Annotated in this window: 16 protein-coding genes, 1 pseudogene and 1 riboswitch; of the genes and pseudogenes, 9 read left to right on the top strand and 8 right to left on the bottom strand. The window is 65.1% G+C overall.

Annotated features, from left to right (window positions below):
- Window positions 1-141: 141 nt before the first annotated feature.
- The 6 genes and pseudogenes from RQH86_RS07435 to ahcY form a co-directional block, all read right to left on the bottom strand.
- Complete coding sequence (locus RQH86_RS07435) at window positions 142-1,503, bottom strand: peptidoglycan-binding domain-containing protein (RefSeq protein WP_115553047.1); 1,362 nt, start codon at window positions 1,501-1,503, stop codon at window positions 142-144.
- Window positions 1,504-1,536: 33 nt separating this feature from the next.
- Window positions 1,537-2,316 carry a hypothetical protein gene (locus tag RQH86_RS07430; RefSeq protein ID WP_115527118.1) on the bottom strand — a complete coding sequence of 260 codons (780 nt, stop codon included), beginning with the start codon at window positions 2,314-2,316 and terminating at the stop codon, window positions 1,537-1,539.
- Window positions 2,317-2,898: 582 nt separating this feature from the next.
- Window positions 2,899-3,147, bottom strand: coding sequence for an SHOCT domain-containing protein (locus tag RQH86_RS07425; protein ID WP_115527119.1), 249 nt, complete (start codon window positions 3,145-3,147; stop codon window positions 2,899-2,901).
- Window positions 3,148-3,482: 335 nt separating this feature from the next.
- Window positions 3,483-3,755: a type II toxin-antitoxin system RelE/ParE family toxin gene (locus RQH86_RS07420; RefSeq protein ID WP_311239781.1), complete on the bottom strand. Its 273-nt coding sequence runs from the start codon at window positions 3,753-3,755 to the stop codon at window positions 3,483-3,485.
- Between the two features lie 27 nt (window positions 3,756-3,782).
- Window positions 3,783-4,067, bottom strand: a pseudogene (locus RQH86_RS07415) (CopG family transcriptional regulator).
- 405 nt (window positions 4,068-4,472) lie between these two features.
- The gene (gene ahcY, locus RQH86_RS07410) at window positions 4,473-5,915 is read right to left on the bottom strand and encodes an adenosylhomocysteinase (protein WP_311239780.1); all 1,443 of its coding nucleotides are present in this window, start codon (window positions 5,913-5,915) and stop codon (window positions 4,473-4,475) included.
- 31 nt (window positions 5,916-5,946) lie between these two features.
- A riboswitch (S-adenosyl-L-homocysteine riboswitch) is annotated at window positions 5,947-6,061 on the bottom strand.
- Between the two features lie 294 nt (window positions 6,062-6,355).
- Between ahcY and RQH86_RS07405 the strand changes: the two genes are divergently transcribed.
- The 8 genes from RQH86_RS07405 to RQH86_RS07370 all read left to right on the top strand — a co-directional run bounded on the left by RQH86_RS07405 (window position 6,356) and on the right by RQH86_RS07370 (window position 22,138).
- Window positions 6,356-8,800: a prolyl oligopeptidase family serine peptidase gene (locus RQH86_RS07405; RefSeq protein WP_311239795.1), complete on the top strand. Its 2,445-nt coding sequence runs from the start codon at window positions 6,356-6,358 to the stop codon at window positions 8,798-8,800.
- Window positions 8,801-9,231: 431 nt separating this feature from the next.
- A complete protein-coding gene (ppc, locus tag RQH86_RS07400) occupies window positions 9,232-11,946 on the top strand; it encodes a phosphoenolpyruvate carboxylase (protein WP_311239779.1) in 2,715 nt (904 codons plus the stop codon).
- Between the two features lie 93 nt (window positions 11,947-12,039).
- Complete coding sequence (locus RQH86_RS07395) at window positions 12,040-12,612, top strand: TetR/AcrR family transcriptional regulator (protein WP_115512493.1); 573 nt, start codon at window positions 12,040-12,042, stop codon at window positions 12,610-12,612.
- The gene (locus RQH86_RS07390) at window positions 12,609-13,646 is read left to right on the top strand and encodes a DUF4105 domain-containing protein (RefSeq protein WP_115553052.1); all 1,038 of its coding nucleotides are present in this window, start codon (window positions 12,609-12,611) and stop codon (window positions 13,644-13,646) included. Before RQH86_RS07395 ends, RQH86_RS07390 begins: the two co-directional genes overlap by 4 nt.
- The gene (locus RQH86_RS07385) at window positions 13,646-15,676 is read left to right on the top strand and encodes an alpha/beta hydrolase (RefSeq protein ID WP_311239778.1); all 2,031 of its coding nucleotides are present in this window, start codon (window positions 13,646-13,648) and stop codon (window positions 15,674-15,676) included. Before RQH86_RS07390 ends, RQH86_RS07385 begins: the two co-directional genes overlap by 1 nt.
- Before the next feature lie 335 nt (window positions 15,677-16,011).
- Window positions 16,012-17,268, top strand: coding sequence for an OmpA family protein (locus tag RQH86_RS07380; RefSeq protein ID WP_311239777.1), 1,257 nt, complete (start codon window positions 16,012-16,014; stop codon window positions 17,266-17,268).
- A 567-nt stretch (window positions 17,269-17,835) separates the two neighbouring features.
- Complete coding sequence (locus tag RQH86_RS07375) at window positions 17,836-20,610, top strand: TonB-dependent receptor (RefSeq protein WP_311239776.1); 2,775 nt, start codon at window positions 17,836-17,838, stop codon at window positions 20,608-20,610.
- A gap of 22 nt (window positions 20,611-20,632) precedes the next feature.
- Window positions 20,633-22,138, top strand: a complete 1,506-nt coding sequence (locus RQH86_RS07370; RefSeq protein WP_311239794.1) for a histidine-type phosphatase — start codon at window positions 20,633-20,635, stop codon at window positions 22,136-22,138.
- 385 nt (window positions 22,139-22,523) lie between these two features.
- Here RQH86_RS07370 and metK read toward each other — a convergent pair whose 3' ends face one another.
- Together metK and RQH86_RS07360 are read right to left on the bottom strand one after the other, a co-directional pair.
- Window positions 22,524-23,735 (bottom strand): methionine adenosyltransferase, encoded by a 1,212-nt coding sequence (metK, locus tag RQH86_RS07365; protein WP_055851016.1) that lies wholly within the window; start codon window positions 23,733-23,735, stop codon window positions 22,524-22,526.
- A gap of 357 nt (window positions 23,736-24,092) precedes the next feature.
- Complete coding sequence (locus RQH86_RS07360; protein WP_311239775.1) at window positions 24,093-24,578, bottom strand: OsmC family protein; 486 nt, start codon at window positions 24,576-24,578, stop codon at window positions 24,093-24,095.
- 483 nt (window positions 24,579-25,061) lie between these two features.
- Between RQH86_RS07360 and RQH86_RS07355 the strand changes: the two genes are divergently transcribed.
- Window positions 25,062-26,162, top strand: a complete 1,101-nt coding sequence (locus RQH86_RS07355; protein WP_311239774.1) for a metal-dependent hydrolase — start codon at window positions 25,062-25,064, stop codon at window positions 26,160-26,162.
- The last annotated feature ends 182 nt before the right edge of the window (window positions 26,163-26,344 follow it).

The raw sequence follows: 26,344 nt of genomic DNA, 5'->3' as shown, positions 1-26,344 counted from the left end.
AGGACATCCCCGTAGCGCGTGAACCTGCACCAGACCCGCAGTGCTTAGCCTTAACTGCAGATACGCAGTGCATGGCATGTGACGTAGACACAGAACGGGCGCCCCAAGCGCCCGTTCTGTGTTCAATCGAGACCCGGCTTGTCAGCGCGATGGCGCGTGCTGGGTCTGCATCTGTTCCTGTGCCTGCCGCTGTTGTGGGTCTGCATCCAGTGCCTGGCTCTGCCGTGTACTCGACTGCAGGTCGTGATTCACCGCCTGCGAAAAGTCGATATAGGTACGCTGGGCAGCAGGATCGTTCGGCTGGCCCTGCACTGCGAACAAGCCCTGGTTATCCAGGCGCGCTACCACCGTATCGATTCTGCTCATGCCGGCGACCTTGGATTCAAAGGCCACCTGTCCTGCCGCGTTCTCCAGTTGGTCGCGATCCTTGAACAGCGGCGTCAGGCCGCCCTGGCGACGCTGCTCTTCCAACGTTTCGAGTTTTTCCGCGGCCTGCTGGAAGCGGGGGTTGTCTGGATGTCCCGGGGTTGCCATGGTCGGCTCGGCGACTTTCTGTGCCTGCTCCGCCTGTTGTTGGACGGCGGCATCCAGGGCGCTGAGCGTGCCGCGCCCGACCTTGCCGTCCACGGTCAGCTGATGGTCGCTCTGGAACTGCTGCACCGCCTGCAAGGTGCTGGAACCGAAGTGCCCGTCGGGCACCAGTGGCGCGCCATCCTTACCCAGGTAGCCCAGGTCGGCGAGTTTCTGCTGCATGGCCTGTACGTTGTCACCGCGCGCACCGCTGACCAGCACTGCGCCCGCCGCCGGCGCGCCTGGCGTTGAGGGTGAATCATGCGAGGGTGTGGCAGTGGGCGTGATACCCATCTGGGTCATCGCGGTGTCGAAGCGTGCATCACGACTAGTGACTGCGCCCGGCGACTCGATGCCGTATTTGGTCGATTCAACGAAGGTCTGCACATCGGCGCGGGTCGGCGGATTGCCGGCGTGAATCTTGCCGCCTTGCAGCGTGACTTCATTGCCGGCCAGGTAGCTGACGAACTGCGGCCCCATGCTGCCGAACTGGTTGTCGTAGTCAGCCATGGCCAGCTGCAATTCCGGGTTCGCAGCGATGGCATCGGCAGCGGCAGGATTGGTTGCACGAACGCGTGTAATCGCGTCGTCCACGCGTTCGATCGCACTGTCCAGTTTGGTGTTGGTGAACTGGTCGATGGTGGCCTTGGGAATGGCCTGCAATTTTGCATCCAGCGCGCTCAGTTGCTGGCTGCTCAGGCCGCCTTGCTGGGAAAGCAGGGCGATGTCATCGGTGTTGAAACCGTTGTCGCGCAGGAAGCGTTGCGCCTGAGGGTTCCTGCCCACATCGAACTGCACCAGCCCGAAGGAGTACGTGCTGCTGCCCTTCTGGGCGTACGAGAAGTGGTCTAGGTGGCGCGTATTGCCTCCCAGTTCGGTATTCAGATAGAGCGTGCTCAGCTGCTCGCGAGTGATCGTGGATTCCGTTGCCATGGTGGTGTTCCTTCGGGTGGGCGGGAGCGGGGTTCAGCCGGCGCAGTGCTGCTGTGTGAAAGCCACCAGTTGCGCGACGGCTTTGTCGCCGTAGGCGGCCGGGGCCGGTTCGACTACAAAGTTTCCTATCATTTGGTTGCTGCAGACCTGTACGTTGCTCTTGCCGGCCGCGCTCTGCAGTGTGCAATTGGCGGCAAACAGATCATTGCCGCCCGCAGTCCCCGCAGACAGGTTGGTCGCTGCCGTGCAGCCAATCAGAGTGCCCTTCTGGGAATTCTGGCCCATCAGTGTGTTGAAATTGGCTAATTGGCTGTTGGCGTCGCGCAGTTTCATCACGTCCACGCAGTCCTTCTGTCCTTCCACTGCAACACAGCTAGCCTGGTCGGCCAACGCGGTGCGGGTGGCCGACATGATTTGGATGCGGTCGGCGTAGACCTGCTTCAGGCACTGTGCGTCAGCGCAGAGGTCACGGGTGTGCTGCTGCCAGTGTTCTTGTTCTGACTGCAGTTTCGCCTTGCCTGCTGCATCGAGCGTGTCACGCGCGGTAGCGCTGGCCTTGGCCAAGTCGGTGTCCAGACGCGCCAGGGCCGGGTCCTTGCAGACCATTGCCTGCACTGGTGAGGCGTTAGTTGCAGCCGCGCAGGCTGGGGGGGCGGTACTGGCATCTGCGGCGACGCTGCCGGTCTTGTCGGCGGTGCTGGTCGCCTGGGCGTCGGTGGACGGCGATGTGCAGGCCGCCAACAGCGCCAGCAGGCAAAGGGACATCACGGGTTTGCTTGCCCGGGTAATGTGTTGGGTTGTGCTGCGCTGCATTGTCTTTCCTTTGGTGGTGGGCGTCCTGGCGCATCCTGTGGGCGGCGGGGTATCGGTCGAACTTTCGGACGTAAGCGCCATGGCTACCGCGCCCGGTGGCGAGCCAATTAGCCTACCACCCGGACGCGATCATCTTTGTCGAGATTGCAGGACCTACATGCGAGGAGGTCGCCTGTCTGACGGCACGTTGATCGGTTACCCAAACCGCAAAATGAGCGGCTAAAGGTGCCCTTCTTTGCTGAGATGCAATATCAGCCAATGCCCAGCACAGGTATGTGAGGCGCAGCCCAGGTCACCGTGATCATGGCGCCATGCACCAACCCCTGCTATCTGAGCTGCGCGAAGATGGCGGCCGGTGGCCGTGGCCAGCCCGCGGGTGCATAGGCAAACGGAAGTTGCAGCGAATGCAGCAGGCTGAACATTGCGGCCTGCTGCTGGGGTGTACGAAAGTCCAGTGCGATGCCGTCATTCGTTGCAGTACCTTGCATCAGTAGCTGCTGATAGACGGCGCCGGGCGCGCATACGACATGGATCTGGTGATCCAGCACCGCACTGACATGATTCACCGGGTGCGACCCTCGCTTACAGTTCGCTAAGGATCTGGGCGCGGCGCTGGGTGTATTCGGCGTCGGTAATCAGCTGCTGCGATTTGAGCCGATTGAGTTCGTCCAGCCGGGATTGCGTGGTCGTCGCCGCTGTCGTATTTCCTGCAATTGCATCAGGCTTGCGTGATGCGCGTTTGACGGCCCAGACGATGATGCTGATGACGGCAGCGATCATCCCAAAAAATACCAGAACAACGATCCAATGCCAGATGCTGAAGTTACCCATGCGATGTCCTTTTTGAGATGGGGTGAAAGCGGGCGACTCGCTTTGCCGCAGTGGTGTGCAGGCAAGGCCACGCCACTCCTGGGCTGTACGTTACACCACGGCGCCGGAAGAGATCCCTACGGCGCGGGTCACGCTGTGTGACGCGCTGGAGCAGAAGGCGGCTTGGCCGTACCGTTTGACCGCGACTGCTACAGGTGCGTCGTGGAATTCTGGCAGAACAATATAAATCGGCAACCATGTTGGTGGTCACGGTGCTGGTGTTTCATGCATCCGGGGATCGGCGAAACAAGTGCGCCTGCATGCCAACGAATGCACTACGGATGTCGGCCTCGGTTTCATGCGTCGCGTGCATAGCCGGCCTCGCGTTGCGCGCGCAGCGCCATCACGATCACCGTATCGGTCACATCCACATAGCGATACACCGCCACGTACCCGTGCGAGCCGCGGCCCATCACCAGTTCGCGGTGGTCTGCATGCACCGGTTGGCCGATCAACGGATTGCCTGCCAGCACATCGAACGCGCTGACGATCTCCTCGGCTCTTTCTGTTGCATCCACGTTTTCGTGGTCGCGCAAATGCGCGTCGATCCGCTCCAGATCCTCGATCACGCCTGGACAAGGCGGATGTGTGTCACCTCAGCTTTCCAGCTTGCGCGCCACCGGCCGCTTCGCAGGCTTTCCTGCGACCCGGGCCTTGAAATAGGTACGCGCCTCGTCCCACGGAATGGTCTCACCCGTCTCCAGAAATTCGGGCCAACGCTGATCGGCCTGGGCGTGGAAGTCGGCGCGACGCTCCGCCAGTTCGGCCTTCTAGACGATGGCTTCCAGGATGAAGTTGTGCGCCGTGGTGCCGGCCGCTTCCGCGGCCTTGGCGACGCGAGCCTTGAGCGCGTCCGGCAGGCGGATGGTGGTGGTGCCCATGCGGGGCTCCAAGGCGTTGCGGTTCGCGTGAAACGTCGCACGGATGTGATACAGGGGGCCGAGCGCTCAGTCAGCGGGCCGGAGAACGCGGTTTCGCGCAGCAGGATTGCCCGGAGACGCTTTATATCGAGGAGGTGTTGCCGGTGCGCGGGGATGGCGATTGAAGCGCGTTCCTGGAGACCGTCGCGCATTAGCGCTGCATGTACATCATCTCTTGGCCATCGACGCGCAAGGTCGCACTGCCGTTCGACAGGCGCCGGGGCGCGCGGTACTCCTTCCGCTTTTGGGCAGCGCTGCTGGCAGATCAATCACGGCGCGTTTGGTCTGCTGATCTCATAAAAAACGGGCGCCTCGCGGCGCCCGTCTGTTTCAAATCGTTGCAAGGGCGATCACTCGCCCCATTACTCAGTAACGGTAATGATCCGGCTTGTACGGGCCGGCCACGTCCACGCCGAGATAATCGGCCTGGTCCTTGGTCAGGGTGGTCAGCTTGACGCCGATCTTTTCCAGGTGCAGGCGGGCCACTTCCTCGTCCAGGTGCTTGGGCAGGATGTAGACCTTCTTCTCGTAGGTGTCGCGCTTTTCCCACAGGTCGATCTGCGCCAGGGTCTGGTTGGCGAACGAGTTGGACATCACGAAGCTCGGGTGGCCGGTGGCGCAGCCCAGGTTCACCAGGCGGCCGTCGGCCAGCAGGAAGATCGCGTTGCCGTTGCCGAACACGTACTTGTCGACCTGCGGCTTGATGTTGATCTTCTCGACGCCGTTGAGTGCATTCAGCGCATCGACCTGGATCTCGTTGTCGAAGTGGCCGATGTTGCACACGATGGCCTGGTCCTTCATCGCCTGCAGGTGCTCGACGGTGATAATGTCCTTGTTGCCGGTGGTGGTGACATAGATGTCGCCGCGGCCCAGGGTGGATTCGATGGTGTTGACCTCGTAACCTTCCATCGACGCCTGCAGGGCGCAGATCGGGTCGATCTCGGTCACGATGACGCGGGCGCCATAGTTACGCAGCGACGCGGCGCTGCCCTTGCCCACGTCACCGTAGCCGCAGACCACAGCGACCTTGCCGGCCAGCATCACGTCCATCGCGCGCTTCAGGCCATCGGCCAGCGACTCGCGGCAGCCGTAGAGGTTGTCGAACTTGCTCTTGGTGACCGAGTCGTTGACGTTGATGGCCGGGATCAGCAGCTTGCCGGCTTCGGCGATCTGGTACAGGCGGTGCACGCCGGTGGTGGTCTCTTCGGAGACGCCCTTCCAGTCCTTGACCACGCGGGCCCAGTAACCCGGGCGCTCGACGGCCACGCGCTTGAGCAGCGCCTTGATCACGCCTTCTTCGTGCGAAGACGCCGGCTCGTCCACCCAGGTGCTGCCGTTTTCGAGCTCATAGCCCTTGTGGATCAGCAGGGTGACGTCGCCGCCGTCGTCCACCACCAGCTCCGGGCCGGTCTGGGTGCCGTCGGGCAGGGTGAAGGTCAGCGCATCCAGGGTACAGTCCCAATACTCTTCCAGCGTCTCGCCCTTCCAGGCGAACACCGGCGTGCCGCTCACCGCAATGGCGGCGGCAGCGTGATCCTGGGTGGAGAAGATGTTGCACGAGGCCCAGCGCACGTTGGCGCCGATGTCCTTGAGCGTTTCGATCAGCACGGCGGTCTGGATGGTCATGTGCAGCGAGCCGGTGATGCGCACGTCCTTCAGCGGCTTGCTGGTGGCGTGCTTGCGGCGGATCGACATCAGGCCCGGCATCTCGTGCTCGGCGATGTCCAGCTCCTTGCGGCCCCAATCGGCCAGGGAGAGGTCGGCGACCTTGAAGTCGTCGTTTGCAGCGGTTTTTGCGACAGCGTTCATGCAATTGCTCCGGTAGGCAGACGAATGTCTGCAATTCCGGGCGCCGTTGAACGAGAAATCCCTGTCGAGCCTGGCCGTATGTATCTGCACGGTTGGTGCAGTTGGCAGATCGATCTGCCATAGCGGTCGCAGCGCCCCTCGACGAGGGTCTGATTATATCGGCAGCACCCCCGTCCGGCATGAATTGCCGCACACCCCAACCAACGGCAGGGGGAGCGGCCGACGGACGGCTGCTATGGTCCGGGGTCGATCCAGAGCGGGGAACGGACATGCAGGCCAAACGGAAAGCGCACCACGGGTACCGGCACGGTGATGAAGGGCGCGGCATGCCGGCGCTCGATGCGTCGCCGCTTGCCAGGCCCGGCGGCCATCCGCTCGATGGTGTGGTGACCGGCCGGGCACTGGCGCGTGCGCTGTTGCTGACGGTCCTGAGTGCGCCGCTGCTGGCCTCGGCGGCCGGCGTGCCGGCATCACCGCCAGCGGTAGCGGCAAGCAGCGGTTATCGGCTGCCCTCCAAGGCCTTGCAAGCGGTGGTGGACGCGCCGCGCGCGCCGCTGCTGCAGTTGTCGCCCAAGCGCGATCTGGCCGCGATGCTGCAACTGCCGGCACTGCCGGATATCGCCGAAGTGGCCCAGCCCGAGCTCAAGCTGGCCGGCGTGCGCATCCACCCCAAGACCCATGCGGCCAGCCGCTTCTCCTTCGCCAGCAAGCTGTGGCTGCTGGCGGTGGCGGACGGGAGCGAGCGCCAGATTGCCGGCCTGCCGTCGCCGTTGTCGCTGGCGGACCAGAGCTGGTCGCCGGATCAGCGCTATCTGGCGTTCCGTCGCGAAGATGCCGCCAGCGGCGCCAACGAGCTGTGGCTGGTGGACGTGGCCGCCGGGCAGGCGCGGCGCCTGGTGGCCGGCTTGAACACCAGCGTCAACGACGAGCTGCGCTGGTTGCCCGATGGCAGCGGGTTGCTGCTGCAGCAGCAAGTGGACGAGCAGGGTGCACCGCCCGCGCGCGATGCGACACCGGACGGCCCGGCGATCCAGCAGACCAGCGCCGCGGCCGGAGTGCGCTCGCTGCCGACCTATCAGGACCTGCTGCGCAACGAGGCCGATGCGCGCGTGTTCGAGTACTACGCCACCGGCCAGCCGATCATCGTCACGGTGAGCGGGCAGGTGCGCCCGATTGCCGCGCCCGGTATCTACCTCAACCTCTCGGTATCGCCGGACGGCCGTTACATCCTGAGCGAACACAGCGAGCGGCCGTTCTCGTACCTGGTGCCGGTGGACAACTTCGCCCGACGTATCGAGGTGTTGGATCTGCAGGGCAAGCTGGTGCGCCAGATCGCCCAGTTGCCACTGGTGGAAGGCCTGCCGACCGGCAACGACGCGGTGCCCACCGGCGTGCGCGATATCGCCTGGCGCGCCGATGCGCCGGCCACGCTGGTGTGGGCCGAGGCACAGGACGGCGGCGACCCGGCACGCGAGAGCAAGATCCGCGATGCGGTGCGGATGCAGGCCGCGCCGTTCACGCGTGCGCCGGTGACGCTGGCGCAGCTGGGAAGCCGATTCGAAGGCATCCAGTGGGGCCGTGGCGATCTGGCGATCCTGAGCGAAAGCTGGTGGAAGACCCGCCGCATCAAACAATGGCGCATCGCCCCCGATCAGCCCAAGCAAGCGCCCGAGCTGCTGTGGGACCGCTCCTCGCAGGACCGCTACAACGACCCGGGAACCCCGGCGACAGTGGCCGACGGCAAGGGCCATCCGCTGCTGCAGACCAGCGCCGATGGCAATAGCCTGTTCCTGCTCGGCAAGGGCGCCTCGCCCGAAGGCGATCGCCCGTTTGTGGATCGCTTCGATCTGCAAAGCAAGCGCGCCACGCGGTTGTTCCATTCGCAGGCACCCACCTATTCCGCGCCCCTGGCGCTGCTGGATGCGCAAGGCACGCAGCTGCTGCTCAGCCGCGAATCGCCTGAAGAACCGGCCAACTACTTCGTGCAGGCACTGGGCGATGCGGCGCCTGCACCGCGCGCGTTGACGCAGTTCGCGCATCCGTTGCCGCAGTTGCGTGGCGTGCAGAAGGAGCAGATCCGCTACAAGCGTGCCGATGGCGTGGACCTCACCGCCACACTGTTGCTGCCGCCCGGTTACGACCCCAAACGCGACGGCCCGCGGCCGCTGCTGATGTGGGCCTACCCGGGCGAGTTCAAAAGCGCCGACACCGCCAGCCAGGTCACCGACTCGCCGTATCGTTTCAATGCGATCAGCTACTGGGGCCCGCAGGCATTTCTGGCGATCGGCTATGTGGTGCTCAACAACCCGACCATGCCGATCGTCGGCGAAGGCGATGCCGAACCCAACGACACCTACGTGCCGCAGCTGATCGCCAATGCGCAGGCGGCGGTGGATGAAGTGGTGCGACGCGGCGTCACCGACCGCGAGCACATCGCTATCGGCGGGCATTCGTATGGCGCTTTCATGACCGCGAATCTGCTCGCGCACACGCGCCTGTTCAAGGCCGGCATCGCACGCAGCGGCGCCTACAACCGCACGCTCACCCCGTTCGGCTTCCAGGCCGAAGAACGCAACTACTGGCAGGCGCAATCGGTGTATCAGGCGATGTCACCGTTCAACTACGCCGACAAGATCAAGGACCCGCTGCTGCTGATCCACGGCCAGGACGACAACAACACCGGTACCTTCCCGATCCAGAGCGAGCGCCTGTTCGCCGCGATCAAGGGCCTGGGCGGCACCGCGAAGCTGGTGATGCTGCCCAACGAATCGCACGCGTATCGCGCGCGGCAATCGATCCTGCAGATGCTGGCCGAGAGCGAGCAGTGGTTGCAGAGCAATCTTGGTGAGCCGGTGAAGGAGAAGGGTGCTCCGCGCACGCGTTGATCGAGGGTGCGGAGCTGCGCGCGATGAGGTGTTACCGATCAAGCCTCGTCGCGCCCGGGTGCGCTCCTACGAGGGCGGTGCCTATGTGGTCGCAGGATGCGTGTGGCGCTCAGTGCGGAGTGGCGCTGCACGCGTGCGTTGGCGTGCGCGATCGGAGAGTGCGTCGATCAGGCCTCGTCGCGCCCTGGTGCGCTCCTACGAGGGCAGTGGCCTATGTGTTCGCAGGATGCGTGTGGCGTGTAGTGCGGAGGGGCGCTGCACGCGTGCGTCGGCGTTCGCGATCGGAGAGTGCGTCGATCACGCGCTGCTACGCAAGTCGTCGTGCTTGGGTGCGATGGTTCGTGCTGAAACCGTCGCGCTTGTCGCAACCCTCTAATCCTTTTGGGTTAGTCTTCGACGACTTTGCGCTTTGATGAGGGTGTGCGTTTCCGATGAATGAGTACCGCAGCAGTCTTGTGTTCGCTACCCCCGATCTTCCCTTGCGCGACGATGTGCGTCGCCTGGGTGCACTGGTTGGCGATCTGCTCGCCGAGCAGGTGTCTGCGGAATTCCTCGATGAAATCGAACGCGTCCGTACCACCGCCATTGCGCGGCGCGAGAGCGATGCGCCGCCCTCTACGCTGAGCGAGCAGCTGACCGGCCGTGAGCCGCGCGATGCCGAGTCGCTGGTGCGGGCCTTCAGCACGTATTTTCAGGTGGTCAACATCGCCGAGCGTGTGCATCGTATCCGCCGCCGCCGCGAGTACCAGCGCAGCGGCATCGATACGCCGCAGCCCGATGGCCTGCACGATGCCCTGCGCCGGCTCAAGGCGCAGGGCGTGACGCTGGAAGAACTCAGCGAGTGGTTGCCGCGCATCGACGTGGAGCCGGTATTCACCGCGCATCCCACCGAAGCGGTACGCCGCGCGCTGCTGGAAAAAGAACAGTTGATGGTCGCCAGCCTGGTCGACAACCTCGACGGCATGCGCACGCCCAACGAGCGCGCCAGCGATGCGGCGCGTTTTCGTATGGCTCTGACTGCTTCGTGGCAGACCGCCGACTCCTCGCCGGTGCGTCCCACCGTGGACGACGAACGCGAGCACGTTGGGTTCTATCTCACCCAGGTGCTCTATCGCGTCATCCCGGTGATGTACGAAACCCTCGAACACGCCATCGAAGAAACCTACGGCAGCGTGCCGACCCTGCCGCGCCTGCTGCGCTTCGGCACCTGGGTGGGCGGCGATATGGATGGCAATCCCAATGTGGATGCCACCACCATCGCCGGCACGCTGGATGCGCAGCGCCGCGCGGTGCTGGACCGCTATCAGAAAGAACTCTGGCAACTGGCCAGCCTGCTCAGTCAGTCGACCACGCTGGTGGCGGTGAGCCCGGCGTTGAGCGCACAACTGGAGCGTTATCGCGCCTTGCTGCCGGACGCTGCCGCACGCTCGCGCCCGCGCCACGGCGACATGCCGTACCGGCTGCTCAACGACCTGATGCGCGCGCGTCTGCAGGCCACGCTGGACGATGCCGATGGCGCCTACAGCGCACCGACGGAGCTGGAACACGATCTGCAACTGATCCTGGACAGCCTGCAGGCCAACAGGGGTCTGCACGCCGGCTGGTTTGCGGTGCGCCGGCTGTTGTGGCGCGTGCGCAGCTTCGGGTTCCATCTGGCGCGGCTGGATGTGCGTCAGGAATCGAGCGTGCATGCGCGCGCGGTGGCCGATGCCTTGGGCCAGGACGACTGGGACGCACAGGACGCCACACAGCGCGCCGCGCTGCTGGGCCCTTACGCGTCCGGCGAACAGGCATTGCCGCAAGTGGACGATGAAGGCAACGCGCGGCTGGATGCGGTGTTTGCCGCACTCGCCGATGCACGCACGCGCCACGGCGCCGATGCGCTGGGCAGTTACATCATCTCGATGGCGCATAACCGCGCCGATGTGCTCACCGTGCTCGCCCTGGCGCGGCGTGGTGGCTTGATCGATGACGCCGGTGCGGTGCCGCTGGATATCGTGCCGCTGTTCGAAACCGTGGACGATCTGCGGGGCGGGACCGGCACCGTGCAGGACCTGCTGGCCGACCCGGTATACCGCCAGCACTTGGCCGCGCGTGGCGATACGCAGATGGTGATGCTGGGCTATTCGGACAGCGGCAAGGACGGCGGCATCGCGGCCTCGCGCTGGGGCCTGCAGCGTGCGCAGGTCGAGCTGCTGGAAGCAGCCGCCGAGCTTGGTGTGCGGCTCACGTTTTTCCATGGCCGCGGCGGCTCGATCGCCCGTGGCGGCGGCAAGACCAGCCGTGCGCTGGATGCCGCGCCGCGCGGCAGCGTCGATGGTCGTTTGCGCGTCACCGAGCAGGGCGAGGTGATCCATCGCAAGTACGGCATTCGCGCGCTGGCATTGCGCTCGCTGGAGCAGATGACCAGCGCGGTGTTGTTGTCCAGCCTGCGTCCGCGCGCACCCGAGCCGCGCGAGGACAACTGGCGGCCGGTGATGGATCTGGTTGCCGAACGCAGCACGGTGGCGTATCGCGCCTTCGTCGGTGCGCCGGATTTCATGCAGTACTTCCGCCTGGCTACGCCGATCGATGTGATCGAACGCATGACGCTGGGCTCGCGTCCATCGCGTCGCTTGGGCCAGGACGCGGCGCTGTCGAATCTGCGCGCGATTCCGTGGGTGTTTGCCTGGAGCCAGGCGCGTGCGGTGATTCCGGGTTGGTACGGCGTGGGCAGCGGCTTGCAGGCGGCGGTGGATGCCGGGCATGAAGACAGCTTGCGCGAGATGGCGCAGGACTGGCCGTTCTTCCGCACCTTCCTGGACGACATCGCGATGGTGCTGTCCAAGGGCGACCTCAACATCGCCGAACTGTTCTCGCGCTTGTCGGGCGACCTGCACACGCGGTTTTTCCCGCAGATTCGCGACGAACTGGCGCTGACCAAGCGCTGGGTCAAGGCGCTGCTGCAACAGCAATCGTTGCTGCAGCACGACCCGCGGCTGGCGTTGTCGATCCGCCTGCGCAACCCCTATATCGACCCGATCAGCGTGTTGCAGGTCGACCTGCTGCAACGCTGGCGTGCCACCGATGGCGAAGACGACGACTTGCTGCGCGCGCTGGTCGCCTGCGTCAACGGCGTCTCGCAAGGCGTGCAGAACACCGGCTGATTCGACCGGCTGATCCGACCGTTGGTCGGAGAAGGGGCGGAATCGTCAAGCGGACTCTGGCATTAACGGACAAATCTGTCCGATAATGCCGGGATGACGACTCCCCGCCCTGATGCCGCGCTTCGCCGCCGGCAGATTCTCGATGCAGCCGACGAAGTGTTCAGCGAACACGGCGTCAATGCCCCGTTGGAACTGGTGGTGGAGCGTGCCGGCCTTGGCCGCGCCACCCTGTACCGCAATTTCCCGGACCGCGAGGCACTGATGACCGCCTTGATGGCGCGCGGGCTGGATGGCCTGGAGCGGCTGGCCGCCGATCTGGCCGACCGCCCGGATGGGTTGGCCGTGCTGCTGCACGACGTGGCCGAGCACATTGCCCAGTCTGCGCCGCTGGTAGATTTCTGGCGCTCGATGGAGCGCGCAAACCCGGCGGTGGAAGCGGCCGACCGGCGCGCGGTGGCGATCTTCCTGCCGTTCGTGCACCGCGCCCGCGACGCCGGCCTGTGCCGGGCCGATGTCGACGACGAGCAGTTGCTGCTGGTGATCGACATGCTGGGCAGCTGCCTGCGTGGTCACGACGAAGCGGAACGCAAACGTCTGGCGCATCGCTCGGCGGACCTGCTGATGCACGCGCTGGGCATGCACGTGCCGGAAGGCGGCACTCGATGACACCGGCCACCCGCGCGGTGATCGGCCGCTGGGCGCTGCGCGCGCTGCTGGTGCTGGCGGCGCTGTGGGGCGGCCTGGCGATTTATTTCGCGCTCACCGGCAACGCCTTGGTGCGTGGCGGCTGGGTGGCATCGTGGTGCGCGATGGCGTTGGCGGCGTTGTGGGGCTTGCGCCGTGGCCGCGAGAACTGGGCCCTGGTGGGCATCTTCGGTGCCGCGTTCGTGGTGCTGGCGGTGTCGTGGGGGTTCATGCAGCCCAGCCAGGACCGCGACTGGGCCGACGATGTCGCCCAGCGTCTGCAACCGGAGGTGCACGGCAACATCGTCACCCTGCACAACGTGCGTAATTTCGATTGGCATAGCGAAACCAACTACGTCCCGCGTTGGGAAACCCGCCAGTACGATCTGGATCGCCTGGTCAGCGCCGATCTGGCGTTGTCGTACTGGATGGGCCCGGCGATTGCGCACACGCTGGTGTCGTTCGGTTTCGACGACGGCTCGCACGTGGTGTTTTCGCTGGAAATCCGCAAGGAACGCGGCGAGTCGTTTTCTGCAGTGGGTGGGTTCTTTCGCAGCTTCGAAGAAACTCTGGTGGCCGCCGACGAGCGCGACATCCTGCGCGTGCGCACCAATGCGCGCGGCGAAGACATGTATCTGTATCGCCTGGCCATTCCCAAGGCCGGCCTGCGCCGCATGTTCATGGGCTACGTGGGGCTGGCTAACGATTTGAATCGCAAGCCGGCCTTCTACAACACGCTGACCAGCAACTGCACCACGATCGTGTTTGCCCTGGTGCGCCAGCTGCAGCCCACCTTGCCGCTGGATCACCGCTTGCTGCTGTCCGGCTACGCCGATGAATATGCGTACGACCATCACGGGCTGATGCCGGGTTACGACTTTGCGACGTTGAAGCAGCGTGGACATTTCACCGCGCGTGCCATCGCCGCCGACACCGCGGTGGACTTTTCCAAACGCATCCGCGCCGGCATGCCGCAGGCGCCAGCGCCCGGCGCGTCGACGAGTGCAGCGCGGTGATGTTGCACAGGCGTCTGCGTCGCGCCGCCATGGGGTTGGCGGCGGTACTGATGTGCATGTGGTTGAGCGGCTGCGCGATGGTCACGGTGCAATCGCGCAACAGCGGCGACTACATCGCGCAGACGCGCGGCGATGTGCTCAGCACCGGTGCGCTCAGTCAGGCCGGCAGCGAGACCTTGCAGGTGGCTGGGCTGCAACCCAAGACGTGCCGCAAGCAACCACTGCCTTGCGTGCAGCAGCTCACGAATGTAGCGGGTATCGGCGATGAGCGCCGCCTCGCCACGCAAGCCGAACTGTGGACCGCGCACGCGATCGACCTGAGTGGTCGCCACCCGGCGCAGATGAGCGACGCAGCGGTGCAGGCCTGGCTGGAAGCCGCGCGGCATGCCTACGCCTATCTGTTCTTTACCGCGCGTGCGCCGAGTGCGCGCGCATTCGAAAACCGCCAGACGCAGGTGCGCGACTACTACAACTACGCCGTGCAACAGGTAGTCGAGCGTTTGTTTGCGCGCGCCCAGCAGGCCGGCGTCACCGTGCCCACACCGACGCAGGTGGGCCGTTGGCAGGTGGCCGTCGATATGTCCGCGTATCGGCTGCCGGGTGGCGGCAACACGCCGCGTGCGATCTTTGCCGCTTCGGCGCTGCGCTTCAATGGATTGCGCAGCACCTACCGCCGCGATGGCTTCGGTGCCGAACTGGTGGCCGAAGTGGACCCGCAGGTGGTCGGCGACCCGGCCGGGCTGGCCTTGCAGCAAGCCATCCCCGCAAGTGCCTCGCCCGAACGCCCGCTGCCGACCTTCAGCGAGATGCCGTACGCACCGGCAACGCTGCTGTTGCGCTTCGATGGCGACACCCTGGATGCGGTGTTGCGGACCGATGCGGTGACCGTGGTGCCGTACGACCCGTATCGCCAGAACGAGGTGGTGCTGCATGGTCAGCACGTACCGCTGGCGGCCAACTTCACCGCTGCCTACGGGCTGTGGCTGGCCAAGTCGGGCTTTGCTGCGCAATCGCTGCGCTCGATGCTGGGCAGCGCGCGTGGCATCGATCGCCCGCATCTGTATCTGATGCAGCCTTACGACCCCAACCGCCGCGTACTGCTGATGCTGCACGGGCTGGCCAGCAGCCCGGAAGCGTGGGTCAACGTGGCCAATGAAGTGATGGGCGATGAAACCCTGCGTCAGCACTATCAGATCTGGCAGGTGTATTACCCGACCAACGCGCCGATTGCGGTCAATCGTGCGGAGATCCAGGCATTGGTGGAGCGCAGCCTGCGCCACTTCGATCCGTCCGGCACCGCGATCGCTTCGCACGACATGGTGTTGATCGGCCACAGCATGGGCGGCGTGATCGGGCGTTTGCTGGTGTCTGCGTCCGGCGAACAGCTGTGGAATTCGCTGCTGCAGGACTATCGGCTGGAGGGCGAGCGCGGCGCACGGGTGCGCGCGAAATTGTCGCCATTGCTGCATTTTTCGCCAATGCCGCAGATCGATCGCGCCATCTTCATCGCCGCACCGCACCGCGGCACGCCATTGGCCGAAGGTGGACTGGGGCGCTTCGTCGGACGTCTGGTGCGGCTGCCGATTGCCTTGCTGGATCGCTTCAGCGATGTGCTGCAGGATCTGGCCAACAGCGAGCGTGAGGGGCACGGCGGCGAGCACCGGCATAAGGGGCGCCTGCTGCCGCCCACCAGTATCGACAACCTGCGCGATACCGACCCGTTCGTCCGCGCCACGATGGATCTGCCGATCTCGCCACAGGTGCAGTACCACACCATCATCGGCCGCGAAAAACCGCAGGTGCCGCTGGCCGAGTCCGACGATGGACTGGTGCCGTATCGCAGCGCGCATCTGGACGGCGCTGCGTCCGAACTGGTGGTGACCTCCTGGCACAGCGTTCAGGAAACCCCGCAGGCGATTCTGGAGATTCGCCGCATCCTGCATGCGCAGCTGCAGGCCGAAGCCGGCGAGGCACCTGCGCAGGGTCAGTCGCCCGCACCCGTGCCCGCGGCGACGCCTGTGACGTTATAGGGGGACGCCACGCGCGATTGGTGGACGCTGCGGGCAGTTGCCGACAAATGCAGTGAAGCAGCAATGCAGCTGCGCGCGATGTCTACTGCACCTGGTGACGCGTGCGATGTACGCGACGGACGCCTGATGGTCGCGGCCCCCGCCTTTCATCCAGCAGCTACCCCTCTGACAACATCCTTGTGTTGTCGCTTGTCGCTTGTCGCTTGTCGCTTGTCGCGCTGCCGTGCCACCGTGCCACTGCACGGTCGGTCTCCGGTCGCGCAGCAATAGTGCGCAGGCACTTGCCGATAGCGCTGCCAGTGCTCTCGGCACGCATCCGCACTGGCCTTAGCACCTTGTTTACCGCGCTCGTGCTATCAGGCACGTCTCGTACAGACTCGAACAAGGAAGAGACGATGCGCAAGCTGTCGGCAGTGCTGTGGGTGCCCCTGTTGCTGGTTGGCTGCGGCCGTGGCGAAGGTCCGAAGGATGCAGCCGGTGCTGCCGCTGCCGCACCTGCGGCGAGCGAGGCTGCGCGCGCTCCGGATGCGCCGGCAGCAGCGGATGACAGCGTGCCGGAATTTCCGGCCATCCCCACCATCGTCATCCCCGAGATCGTCGGCGTGACCCCGGCGCAACGCGCGCTGGAGGCCTCGCTGCAGGATATCCTCGACCCGATCGAAGGCGTCAGCGTCGCACCTGCACGCTGCGGCGATGGCGGCACCTTGATCAACGATGCCGGCATTACCAGCATGGATGCCAACGGCAACCTGCTGCGCAACGGCGACGGCGGCCTGTTCAACCTCAAGGCCGACGGCAGCGGTACCGCCAACTTCGATGGCGGCCTGGTCAACGTCAATGCCGATGGCAGCGGCACCATCAACGCGTCCGGACAGGATGGCGACGACGCCCTCATCGACGTGCAGTCCAACGGCGGCGGCACCTACAACGGCCCGGCCGGCCTGATCAGTTTGAATGGCAAGGGCGCAGGCACCTGGAACAGCGACAAGAGCGGCCTGATCGATAATCACGGCGATGGCAGCGGCACCTGGAATGGGCCGCGCGGCCTGGTCACCATCAACGCCGATGGCTCCGGCACCTGGAACGGACCGGATGGTCTGGTGCAGAACCGCGGCGACGGCACCGGCACGGTCGGCACCCCGCCGCGCGAAGTGCGCATGCCGCCGCTGCCGAAAGTACCGCCGGCCGGCCGCTTCCCACCGCTGCAAAAGTTCGCCCCGTCCGGTGCAGCATGCGGCTATCTGATCACCTTGAACGACCGCATCCTGTTCGACTTCGACAAGTCCGACATCCGCCCCGATGCCGCGCGCGTGCTCGACACGCTGGCCGCCGCGCTCGGCAAGGTGACAACCCAAGAGATGGAAGTGCGCGGACATACCGATGCCAAGGGCGATGACGCCTACAACCAGGCGCTGTCCGAGCGCCGGGCCAATGCGGTGCTAGCCGCGTTGCGCACGCGCGGCGCCGCACAGGGCGCCGGCGCAAAGGGCTATGGCGAATCGCAACCGGTGGCGCCCAACACCGTCAACGGGCAGGACAATCCGGGGGGGCGTCAGCTCAATCGGCGGGTCGAGATCTTCTTGCGCTCGTGAATGAGGCTTGCAGCATCAGGTAAGCGGTATCGGGTGGGCGTGCGCGTTGCACTGGCGCCGGCATCGGCCACTCGATGCTGGTTTCGCGCACTGCCGCGCAGGGTGGTCGTGACGTCATCGTGGTCTCGGCCGCGACGCCGCACGTGACGTAATCGCTTGTGCCCACAGAAACCTTTAACCGCGTTTCGGGTGCTGTCTGCAAACACGGCAGGCGCCTTGCTGCGAGAGGCGTCGCTGACAATTCATGACGCCTCGGCAGCATGCGTTGTCATGTCGCGTTTTGCGAAGATGCGTGTGCGCCCGCGCCAGTAACCGTATGCGCATGCCGGCAGCGATACGCGCTTCCATACGCCAGCGACTATGCCGACTTGCGCGCTTGCTGCGCGCATTTGTCATGTCTGTAGCGTGCGTCATGGTTTTGAAATATGCCGTCACCACCATGCGCGGCGCCTGCTTGCAGGTGTGACGCAGGTCCGCTGCCAAAGGCCACGTCGCTCTCTCACACATCGTGGTGGCGCCGCCGTGGCTTAAGTCCATGGCGCGTTGCTGCACGCATCGGATTTGATCATGATCGCTCGTTCTTCGTTGCTGCGTCCTTCGCGCTTGTCGCAGGCCTTATGCGTGTCGTTGTCGATTTTTTGCGGCCATGCTGCCGCGCAATCCGCACAGGCTGCCGCAACCCCTGCGCAAGGCGAAATGGCCACGTTGGACAAGGTCACCGTCGCCGCCACCCGTTACAACGCGACCGACATGCAGATGGCCGCAACCAACACCGTCAACGTGTTGTCGGCCGACGATCTCAAGACCACTGCGGTACACAACGTGGCCGAAGCATTGGGCCTGATGCCGGGCGTCAACGTGATCAACACCGGGCAGTCGTATTTCGGCGGCATCGATGGCGCGGCGCGTGGCGAAGGTATGTTTTCATCCGTGCGCGGTCTCAATGCCGAATACAACGTCAACCTGATCAATGGCATCAACGTGGCACAGGGCATGCCGTATAGCCGTGGCGTGCAATTGAGTCTGTTGCCGCCATCGGGGCTGCAGACCATCGTGTTGAACAAGACGTCCACCGCCGACATGGATGGTGATGCGATCGGCGGCACCATCGACTACCGCACGCCCAGCGCCTTCGACTCGTCCGATCGCCAGGGCGGCAGCGTGACCTTGAGCGGACGCATGGAAAGCCGCGCACGCGACTACGGCGATTCCGGACTGGGAAGCGGCGCAGCCGGCGATTGGCATGCACGTTTTGGCGATGCCGGGCAGTTCGGTGTAGCGGTCAGCGCGTATTACGACGAGCGTCATTTCGTCAACAGCGAAGTGGCCGGCGCGTCTGCGGCGCGCAACGATGGGTCCTGGGAATTCGCGCGTGCCGATGCCAGCGGCAATCTGGCCGCAGGGAGCGACCCGCAACAGGTGCTGCAGAGCACGGGCATCAACATCGGATACTCGCAGGGCGACACCCGCCGCTACGGTGGCAATGCTGCCTTCGATTGGCGTGTGGACCCCAGCCTGCATCTGTATGCGCGCATGACCTACGCCTTCGCCAAGACCGAGCAGAACACCGGTTACACGCAGTTCGTGCCGGCCAATGTCAGCTTCACCCAGATCGGCACCAGTGGTGTGTATCAGCCGCAGATCAATCGCGTCGCAGTGCGCTACTGGTACGAAACCAACCCGGAAGAAGCAGACCTTGCCACCGTCCAGCTGGGTGCGGAAAAACAGCTGGGGCATTGGACGTTCGCGCCGAACATTTTCTACGGCACCGGCAACAACGATCGCCCGGATCACGTGGAAATTTCCGCACGCAACGATCAATACACCTCGACCAACTTCGCCTACGGCGCCAACCGCTTCATCAGTTACGACGGCGACGGCTTCCCGATCCCGTTGCTGACCCCGGCGATGCAGGCGCAGGCGTCCGATGTGGGCAGCCTGTTCGCGCGCCGCACCGGTCAACTTTCCAAACAGTACAGCGGCCAGGACAAGGGGGGCGGCAAGTTCGATGTGGGCTACGATTTCGATGACGGCCTGCTCAGCCGCATCGCGTTCGGCGTGAAGTATGTCGACAGCTCGCGCAGCTTCACCGATCGCAACTGGACCAATGCCAAGTACACCGACGGCACCTTGTTGCGCGACACCGGGTTGATCGCGCAGCGCTACGATGCGGTGTATCCGGGGCAATACGCACTGCCCACGGTGCGCTTGAGCAACGCCGCGCTCAACGACCTGATCGCACGCACGCTGACGCCGGCCAGCTTTGATAGTTGCGGGCAGCTGGCGGTCAACAACCTCAACTGCAACACCATGCGCGCCACCGAAGCAGTCAGCGCTGCCTACGCGATGGCGACACTGCGTACCGGAGATTGGGAAATCCTGCCGGGCGTGCGCTTCGAACATACCGCCATCACCAATACGTTCTGGGCGCAGCCGGCGGCCGTCAACGGGGCCGAGCAGGTCGGCGCATTTGCCAACAACCACACGCGTTACAACGTGGTCTTGCCGAGCGTGTTCGTGAACTACCGGCCCGCGGGCGACAGCGCGGTGTATCGCGGCTCGGTGTGGACCAGTTACACCCGTCCAGCGTTCGTGCAGCTGGGCGGTGGCCGCTCCACGGATATTTCCAGCGACGGCCAGACCATCATCACCGAAGGCAACCCGGATCTGAAACCGATCAAGTCGCTCAATGTGGATCTGTCCGGCGAATGGCAGAACGAGACCGGCGGTCACGCGATGCTGGCCGGCTATTACAAGCGCCTGACCGACTACATCTACGAGAGCGGTTCCAATGCGGCCAATGCCGGCGAAAGCGGCACTGCGAGTACGCGCTTCGTGCGTCCGCAAAACGGTGGCGACGGCCGCGTGCTGGGCATGGAAGCTGCTGTGCGGCAGACCTTCCAGGGTCTGCCCGCACCGCTGGATGGCATCGGCATCGGCGCCAATGTCACCCGACAGAGCACGCGCGTGGATCTGGGCGTAGCAGGCTTTGCGCACGAACGCATCCAGAATGCCCCGAACCTGCTCGCCAACGCAGAGCTGTTCTACGAAAAGGGACCGTGGTCGATCAATCTGAGCTACCACTACTCTGGCGAATACGTGTCGGTGTACGACTATCTCAATCAGGGCGCGCGCTGGGACAACCTGTGGATCAAGCCGATCACCCGCGTGGACCTGCACCTGGGCTATGCGCCGAGCGAGCATCTGCGCGTGGATCTGTCGGTTGCCAACCTCACCAAACAGCACAGCTATTGGGCGCATGTGGGGCACGACACCACGGCGATTTCCGACATCGTCGATTCGGGCATGACCAGCCTGGTGACCGCCAAATATGTGTTCTGAGTCTGATCGTGCAGGGTGGGGCATCTCAGCGCAGGTGCAGCAGCACGACAACGCCGCTGCGGGATGGGTCGACAACGCGGGGCAGGGCGCATCGCGCGGCGGCACGTTGGCTGGCGATGGGGAGCCGCTGTGGTCCGCAGGATATGGCGCGGGTGGGCGTGACGCGATGGGGATCGCGTCACCTTCGCTAAGCGCAGCGCCGGGGCGGCGTGGTGGTGGCGCGCTTGCGATCACCGGTGTCTGCCTGCTGCTGACGCTTGCAGCGGTGTTGGGTGGCTGTGCATCGCCGACGCGCAGCGCATCGGCAGGTCATGCAAGTGATCGATTGCCCGCTGACTCCCGCGGTGCCGCTGCCGTCGCGGATCGGCAGCCGGGGCAGACCGAGCAGTTGGAACGCGTGGTGGTGGTGTTCCGCCACGGTGTGCGTGCGCCGCTGCAGGGTGAAGCGGCCGCCGCGCAGTACGCCGACCAACCCTGGCCGCAGTGGTCAACCCCGGCCAGTCTGCTCACCCCGCGCGGGCGCAAGGCGGTGCGATTGAGCGGCGCGTATCTGCGTCAATGGTTGACGCAGCAGACGCTGCTGCCGCACACGGGATGCCCGGCGGCGGGGAGTGTGTCGGTCTGGGCCAATACCGATCAGCGCACCATCGACAGCGGTGCCTTGCTGGCCGATGCATTGGCGCCCGGCTGCGGCATCGTCGCCGGGCACCGCGAGGCGGGCAGTAACGACCCGTTGTTCCGGCCGATCGAGGCAGGCGCGGTGCCGTTCGATGCGGCTGCCGCAGTGGCATCGATCCAGCAGCAGACCGGCGGCCCTGCCGCAGTGCTGCAAGGCCATGCGGCCGAGTTGCAGGCGATGCAGCAGATCCTGGGCTGCACACGCACGCCCTGCGACTTTGCGCGCATGCCGTCCACGCTGGCGCCATCGGCCAATGGGCGTGGACTGGCCTTGGGTGGGCCGATTGACCTGACCTCCGGCACCGGCGAGGTGCTGTTGCTGCAGTACGCCGACGGTCTGCCGCTGTCGCAGGTCGGCTGGGGCCGCACCACCCCCGAACGCCTGGCGCAGGTCTCGCGCCTGCATGCGCTGCTGTTCGATATCTACGCGCGCCCGCACTACATGGCGCAGCGTTCCGGTGCTCCGCTGGCACGCGAGGTGCTGCAACGGTTCGGCGACGCGCAGTCGCCCACGCTGTCGGTGTTCGTCGGCAGCGACACGCATATCGCCGCGCTGAGCAGTTTGCTCGGTGTGCACTTCCATCTGCCCGGCTACGGCGCCGACGATCCACCACCGGGCGGTGCGTTGCTGCTCGGTCTGTGGCGGCAACCTGACGGAACGCGCGTGGTGCGTGCCCGCTACCTGGCGCAATCGCTGGATCAACTGCGCACCCTGGCACCGCTGGACCTGGCACACCCGCCGCTGCAACAGGAACTGGCACTGGATGTCTGTGCGCCCGAACAGCGCATGGCGTGCCCATTGCCGGCGTTTGCGCAGGCGCTGGAGCAACAGCTGCAGCTGGATCCGTAGGTGCGGTAGTGCGACGTCAGGTTGAAGCGCGCCTTTCTACCTGAAGCAACCGAATCGACGTGCCGTGCAGCGCGGCTTCGCCCCGCACCCTCACCCCAACCCCTCTCCCGCAGGGCGAGGGGCTTTGAATCCCTTCTCCCGCCGGGAGAAGGTGCCCCGCAGGGGCGGATGAGGGTGCGCGCGCAGCCTAATGGACGTGCCATGCAGCGCGGCTTCGCCCCGCACCCTCACCCCAACCCCTCTCCCGCAGGGAGAAGGTCTTTGAATCCCATCTCCCGGCGGGAGAGGGCCCCCACAGGGACGAATGCTGGCGCTAGGCCTCAAAACGCAATGGGCCGCGTTAGCGGCCCATTGCGACACACCCACGCTCCAAAGAGCGCGTGGCTTACTTCAGCTTCGCATCGGCGCGCAGGGCGTCTGCGCGGTCGGTCTTTTCCCACGAGAACGCGGTCGCGCTGTGCTGCGCGCCGGTGGCGTCGGTGTAGGTGAAATCCTTCGGCTTGCGGCCGAAGTGACCGTAAGACGCGGTCTGCTGATACATCGGGTGGATCAGGTCGAGCATCTGGATGATGCCGAACGGACGCAGGTCGAAATGCTTGCGGATCAGCTTTTCGATCTGCTCGTCGGCGATCTTGCCGGTGCCGAACGTGGTGACCGAGATCGAGGTCGGCTCGGCCACGCCGATGGCGTAGGAGACCTGCACTTCGCAACGGTCGGCCAAGCCGGCGGCCACGACGTTCTTGGCTACATAGCGTGCGGCATAGGCGGCCGAGCGGTCGACCTTGGACGGATCCTTGCCCGAGAACGCGCCGCCACCATGACGGGCCCAGCCGCCGTAGGTGTCGACGATGATCTTGCGGCCGGTCAGGCCGCAATCGCCCACGGGGCCGCCGATCACGAACTTGCCGGTCGGGTTGATGTGGAACTTGGTGCCCTTGTGCAGCCACTTGGCCGGCAGCACCGGCTTGAGAATCTCTTCGCGCACCGCTTCGATCAGGTCTTTCTGCTTGATGCCCGGGTCGTGCTGGGTCGACAGCACCACCGCGTCGATCGCGGTCGCAACGCCGTCTTCATAGCGCAGGGTGACCTGCGACTTGGCATCCGGACGCAGCCAGGACAGTGCCGAGTTCTTCTTCTTGCGGATCTTGGCCTGCTGCTCGACCAAGCGGTGCGCCAGGTGGATCGCGGCCGGCATGTAGCTGTCGGTTTCGTTGGTGGCATAGCCGAACATCAGGCCCTGGTCGCCGGCACCCTGCTGTTCGGGGTTCTTGCGGTCCACGCCCTGGTTGATGTCCGGCGACTGCTTGCCGATCAGGTTGAGCACGCCACAGGTCTCGCCGTCGAAGCCGACGTCGGAGCTGTTGTAGCCGATGTCCAGGATCACCTTGCGGGTCAGCGCTTCCAGGTCGATCCAGGCGCTGGTGGTCACTTCGCCGGCAACGATCGCAACACCGGTCTTGACCATGGTCTCGCAGGCCACGCGGGCACGCTTGTCCTGGGCCAGGATGGCGTCGAGCACGGCGTCGGAGATCTGGTCGGCGATCTTGTCCGGATGGCCTTCGGAGACCGATTCGGAGGTGAACAGGTAGCTGGACATCAGGCTTATATCCCTTAATTCGGATGAAAAGATGGCTGCGGATGATACACGCCCCGTGTGTCCGTTGCATTGTGCGCCTGAACGCGATGCCTTGGGGTTAAGCACAACCGACAAAACGCCCCGGCAGCGGGCTATGAGGTGTCTACATCACGCAACGGCGGCAATGCGCGAGCGAGGCATGCCGATCCCCACCGGCCAGTGCCGTCCCTTCGACAGCACGGCGGGCAAGGAGGGCGTCTGTCACTGCACGAGCTGCTCGAACATCTGGCGTGCACCGGTGTCGAGCGGCAAACGCTGTGGTCGGTGTTGGGCAGCTATCCCAGACAGCAACCGCTACAGCCTTGAGCAACCCACCGCTCAGGCCGATTCGGCCAATTGCAGCTGGGGTTCGTGGCTGACCGGGAAATTCATCGAGCGGGCGATGAAGCATTTTTCATGCGCGGTGTGGTGCAGCGCCCTGGCTTGCGCGAGATCGCTGCCCGGTGCCAGGGTCACCAGCGGGCGCAGCACCACCGAGGTGAACTGCCCGGCGCCATCGGCCTGCTCCAGCATGGCGCCTTCGGCGTTGTCCTCGTAGGCCTGCACGATGATGCCGGCATCGGCGCACAACCCCAGATACCAGAGCTTGTGGCAGGCCGACAGCGAGGCGACCAGCAGGTCTTCGGGGTTCCAGCGTGCCGGGTCGCCGCGGAAGCCAGGATCTGACGAGCCGTCGATCGCACTGGCCTTGCCCTCGGCCTCGATACGGTGGTCACGACTATAGGCGCGATACCCCGAGGTGCCGCTGCCCTGGTTGCCGGTCCAGGTGACCTTCACGCTGTACTGGTGCTGTTTGTCTGGCATTGCCGCACTCCTTGTCTGCGGCGCACAGTGTGCGCCTTCAACCCTGGCAGACAGGGTATTCGACCGCCCCGGTCTCTACCGGGGGCGGCACTTCCCAACGGTGGACCATCCGCGTCAGGTCGTTGTTGCGCAGGCTGCTGTCGCGCTGTCGCGCTGGCAGTGACGCCGATACATCTCTTTCTCTGTCTGCTCCAGCTAGCAGCGAGTCAATGGCGCGGGGTCGCTATGTAGCAGGTCGAGGGCCTTCCTGCGCATCTGCCGCGAAAGATGCGTAGCGTTCCCTACGAACGGCTGCCGCTCGTCCAGGCCGCGCTTGCGTATGCCTATCCACTGCAGCAGCGCAGCGTGCCGGCTGCTGCGATGCGATGCCGGTCGCCCCGGTGTGTCTCTTCAAGACCCGCCTTCGCAGACGCAGGTGTGTGCCGACCGAAAGCGCGTGGGTCGATGCCTATCCGTGCATGTCGGGCCTGCTAGCATCGGCCGATGGATTCCCTGACCCAGATCGTTCTTGGTGGCGCAATCGCCGCTGCCATTGCGCCGCCCGGACAGCGGCGTGCCGCGTTGTTGGCCGGCGCGGCCCTGGGCACCTTGCCCGACCTCGATGCGCTGGCGCTGCTGACGCTGACCGACGACCCGGTCACCCTGATGACCGTGCATCGCAGCGTGAGCCATTCGCTGTTTGTGCTGCCGCTGGTCGGCTGGCTGATCTGGTGGCTGTTCCGGCGCTACGGCAACGGGCGCGTGGCCAGTGCACCCACGCGCTGGTTCTGGGCGATCCAGCTGGCCTTGATCACCCATCCGCTGCTGGACGCCTTCACCGTGTACGGCACCCAGCTGTGGTGGCCGCTGCAGCCGCATCCGACCATGTGGTCGAGCGTCTTCATCATCGACCCTGCCTACACGCTATGGCTGCTGCTGGCTTGCGCGGTTGCCTGGTTCGCGCGCGCGCGCCCGCTGGCGCAGCACGTGCTGGTGATCGGGTTGGTGGCAAGTTCGGCCTATCTGGGCTGGTCGCTGATCGCCAAGCATCTGGTCGATCAGGAAGCCGACCGCGCGCTGGCGGCGATGGGGCTGTCCGATGCGCCACGCTTCTCGGTACCGATGCCGCTTAACACCTTGCTGTGGCGGGTGGTGGCGATGACGCCGAATGGCTATGTGATCGGCGAGCGTTCGCTGGTGGCCGACACCGGACCGATGCAGTTCCGTGGGTTTTCCAGCAATACCCAGGCACTGGGCGAAGTGGCGGCATTCGATTCGGTGCGCCGGTTGACCTGGTTCAATCGCGGCTTCATGCGTGCACGCCTGGTCGACGACGATTTGATGCTCAGCGATCTGCGCATGGGCCTGGAGCCGGACTACAACTTCAACTTCGTTGTGGCGCATCGCGACGGTGGGCAGTGGCAGCCCATCGTCCCGCGCCAGGTCCAGGCGGCCTATCGCGCACCGGTGGCACGCGATCAGATCGGTGCGGTGCTGGCGCAGATGTGGCACCGCATCTGGCATGCGCCGGCCGGCACGGCGCTGACTGGCGATCTGGAACAGATCGATACGCCGGTGGCTACGCCGGCAGCGTCGACGCAATAAGAGTCGCCCACAAAACGACTGTGCAGCCGCCAGGCGGGCGCTGCATGTGTCCGGTGCGGCATGTGGCGCTCGCACTGCGCTTGAGCGAGCCGCCTACACCCAGCTGACGCCTGCGCGCCAGGTGGGTTAGCCACGTCACGCCATGGCGCGCAGCGGATGGCAGCACGCGGCGCACGCATCGT

Origin of the sequence: Xanthomonas sp. WCS2018Noco2-27, assembly GCF_031843525.1 — a bacterium.
Lineage (GTDB): Bacteria > Pseudomonadota > Gammaproteobacteria > Xanthomonadales > Xanthomonadaceae > Xanthomonas.
This window is presented reverse-complemented; position numbering and strand designations above follow the sequence as displayed.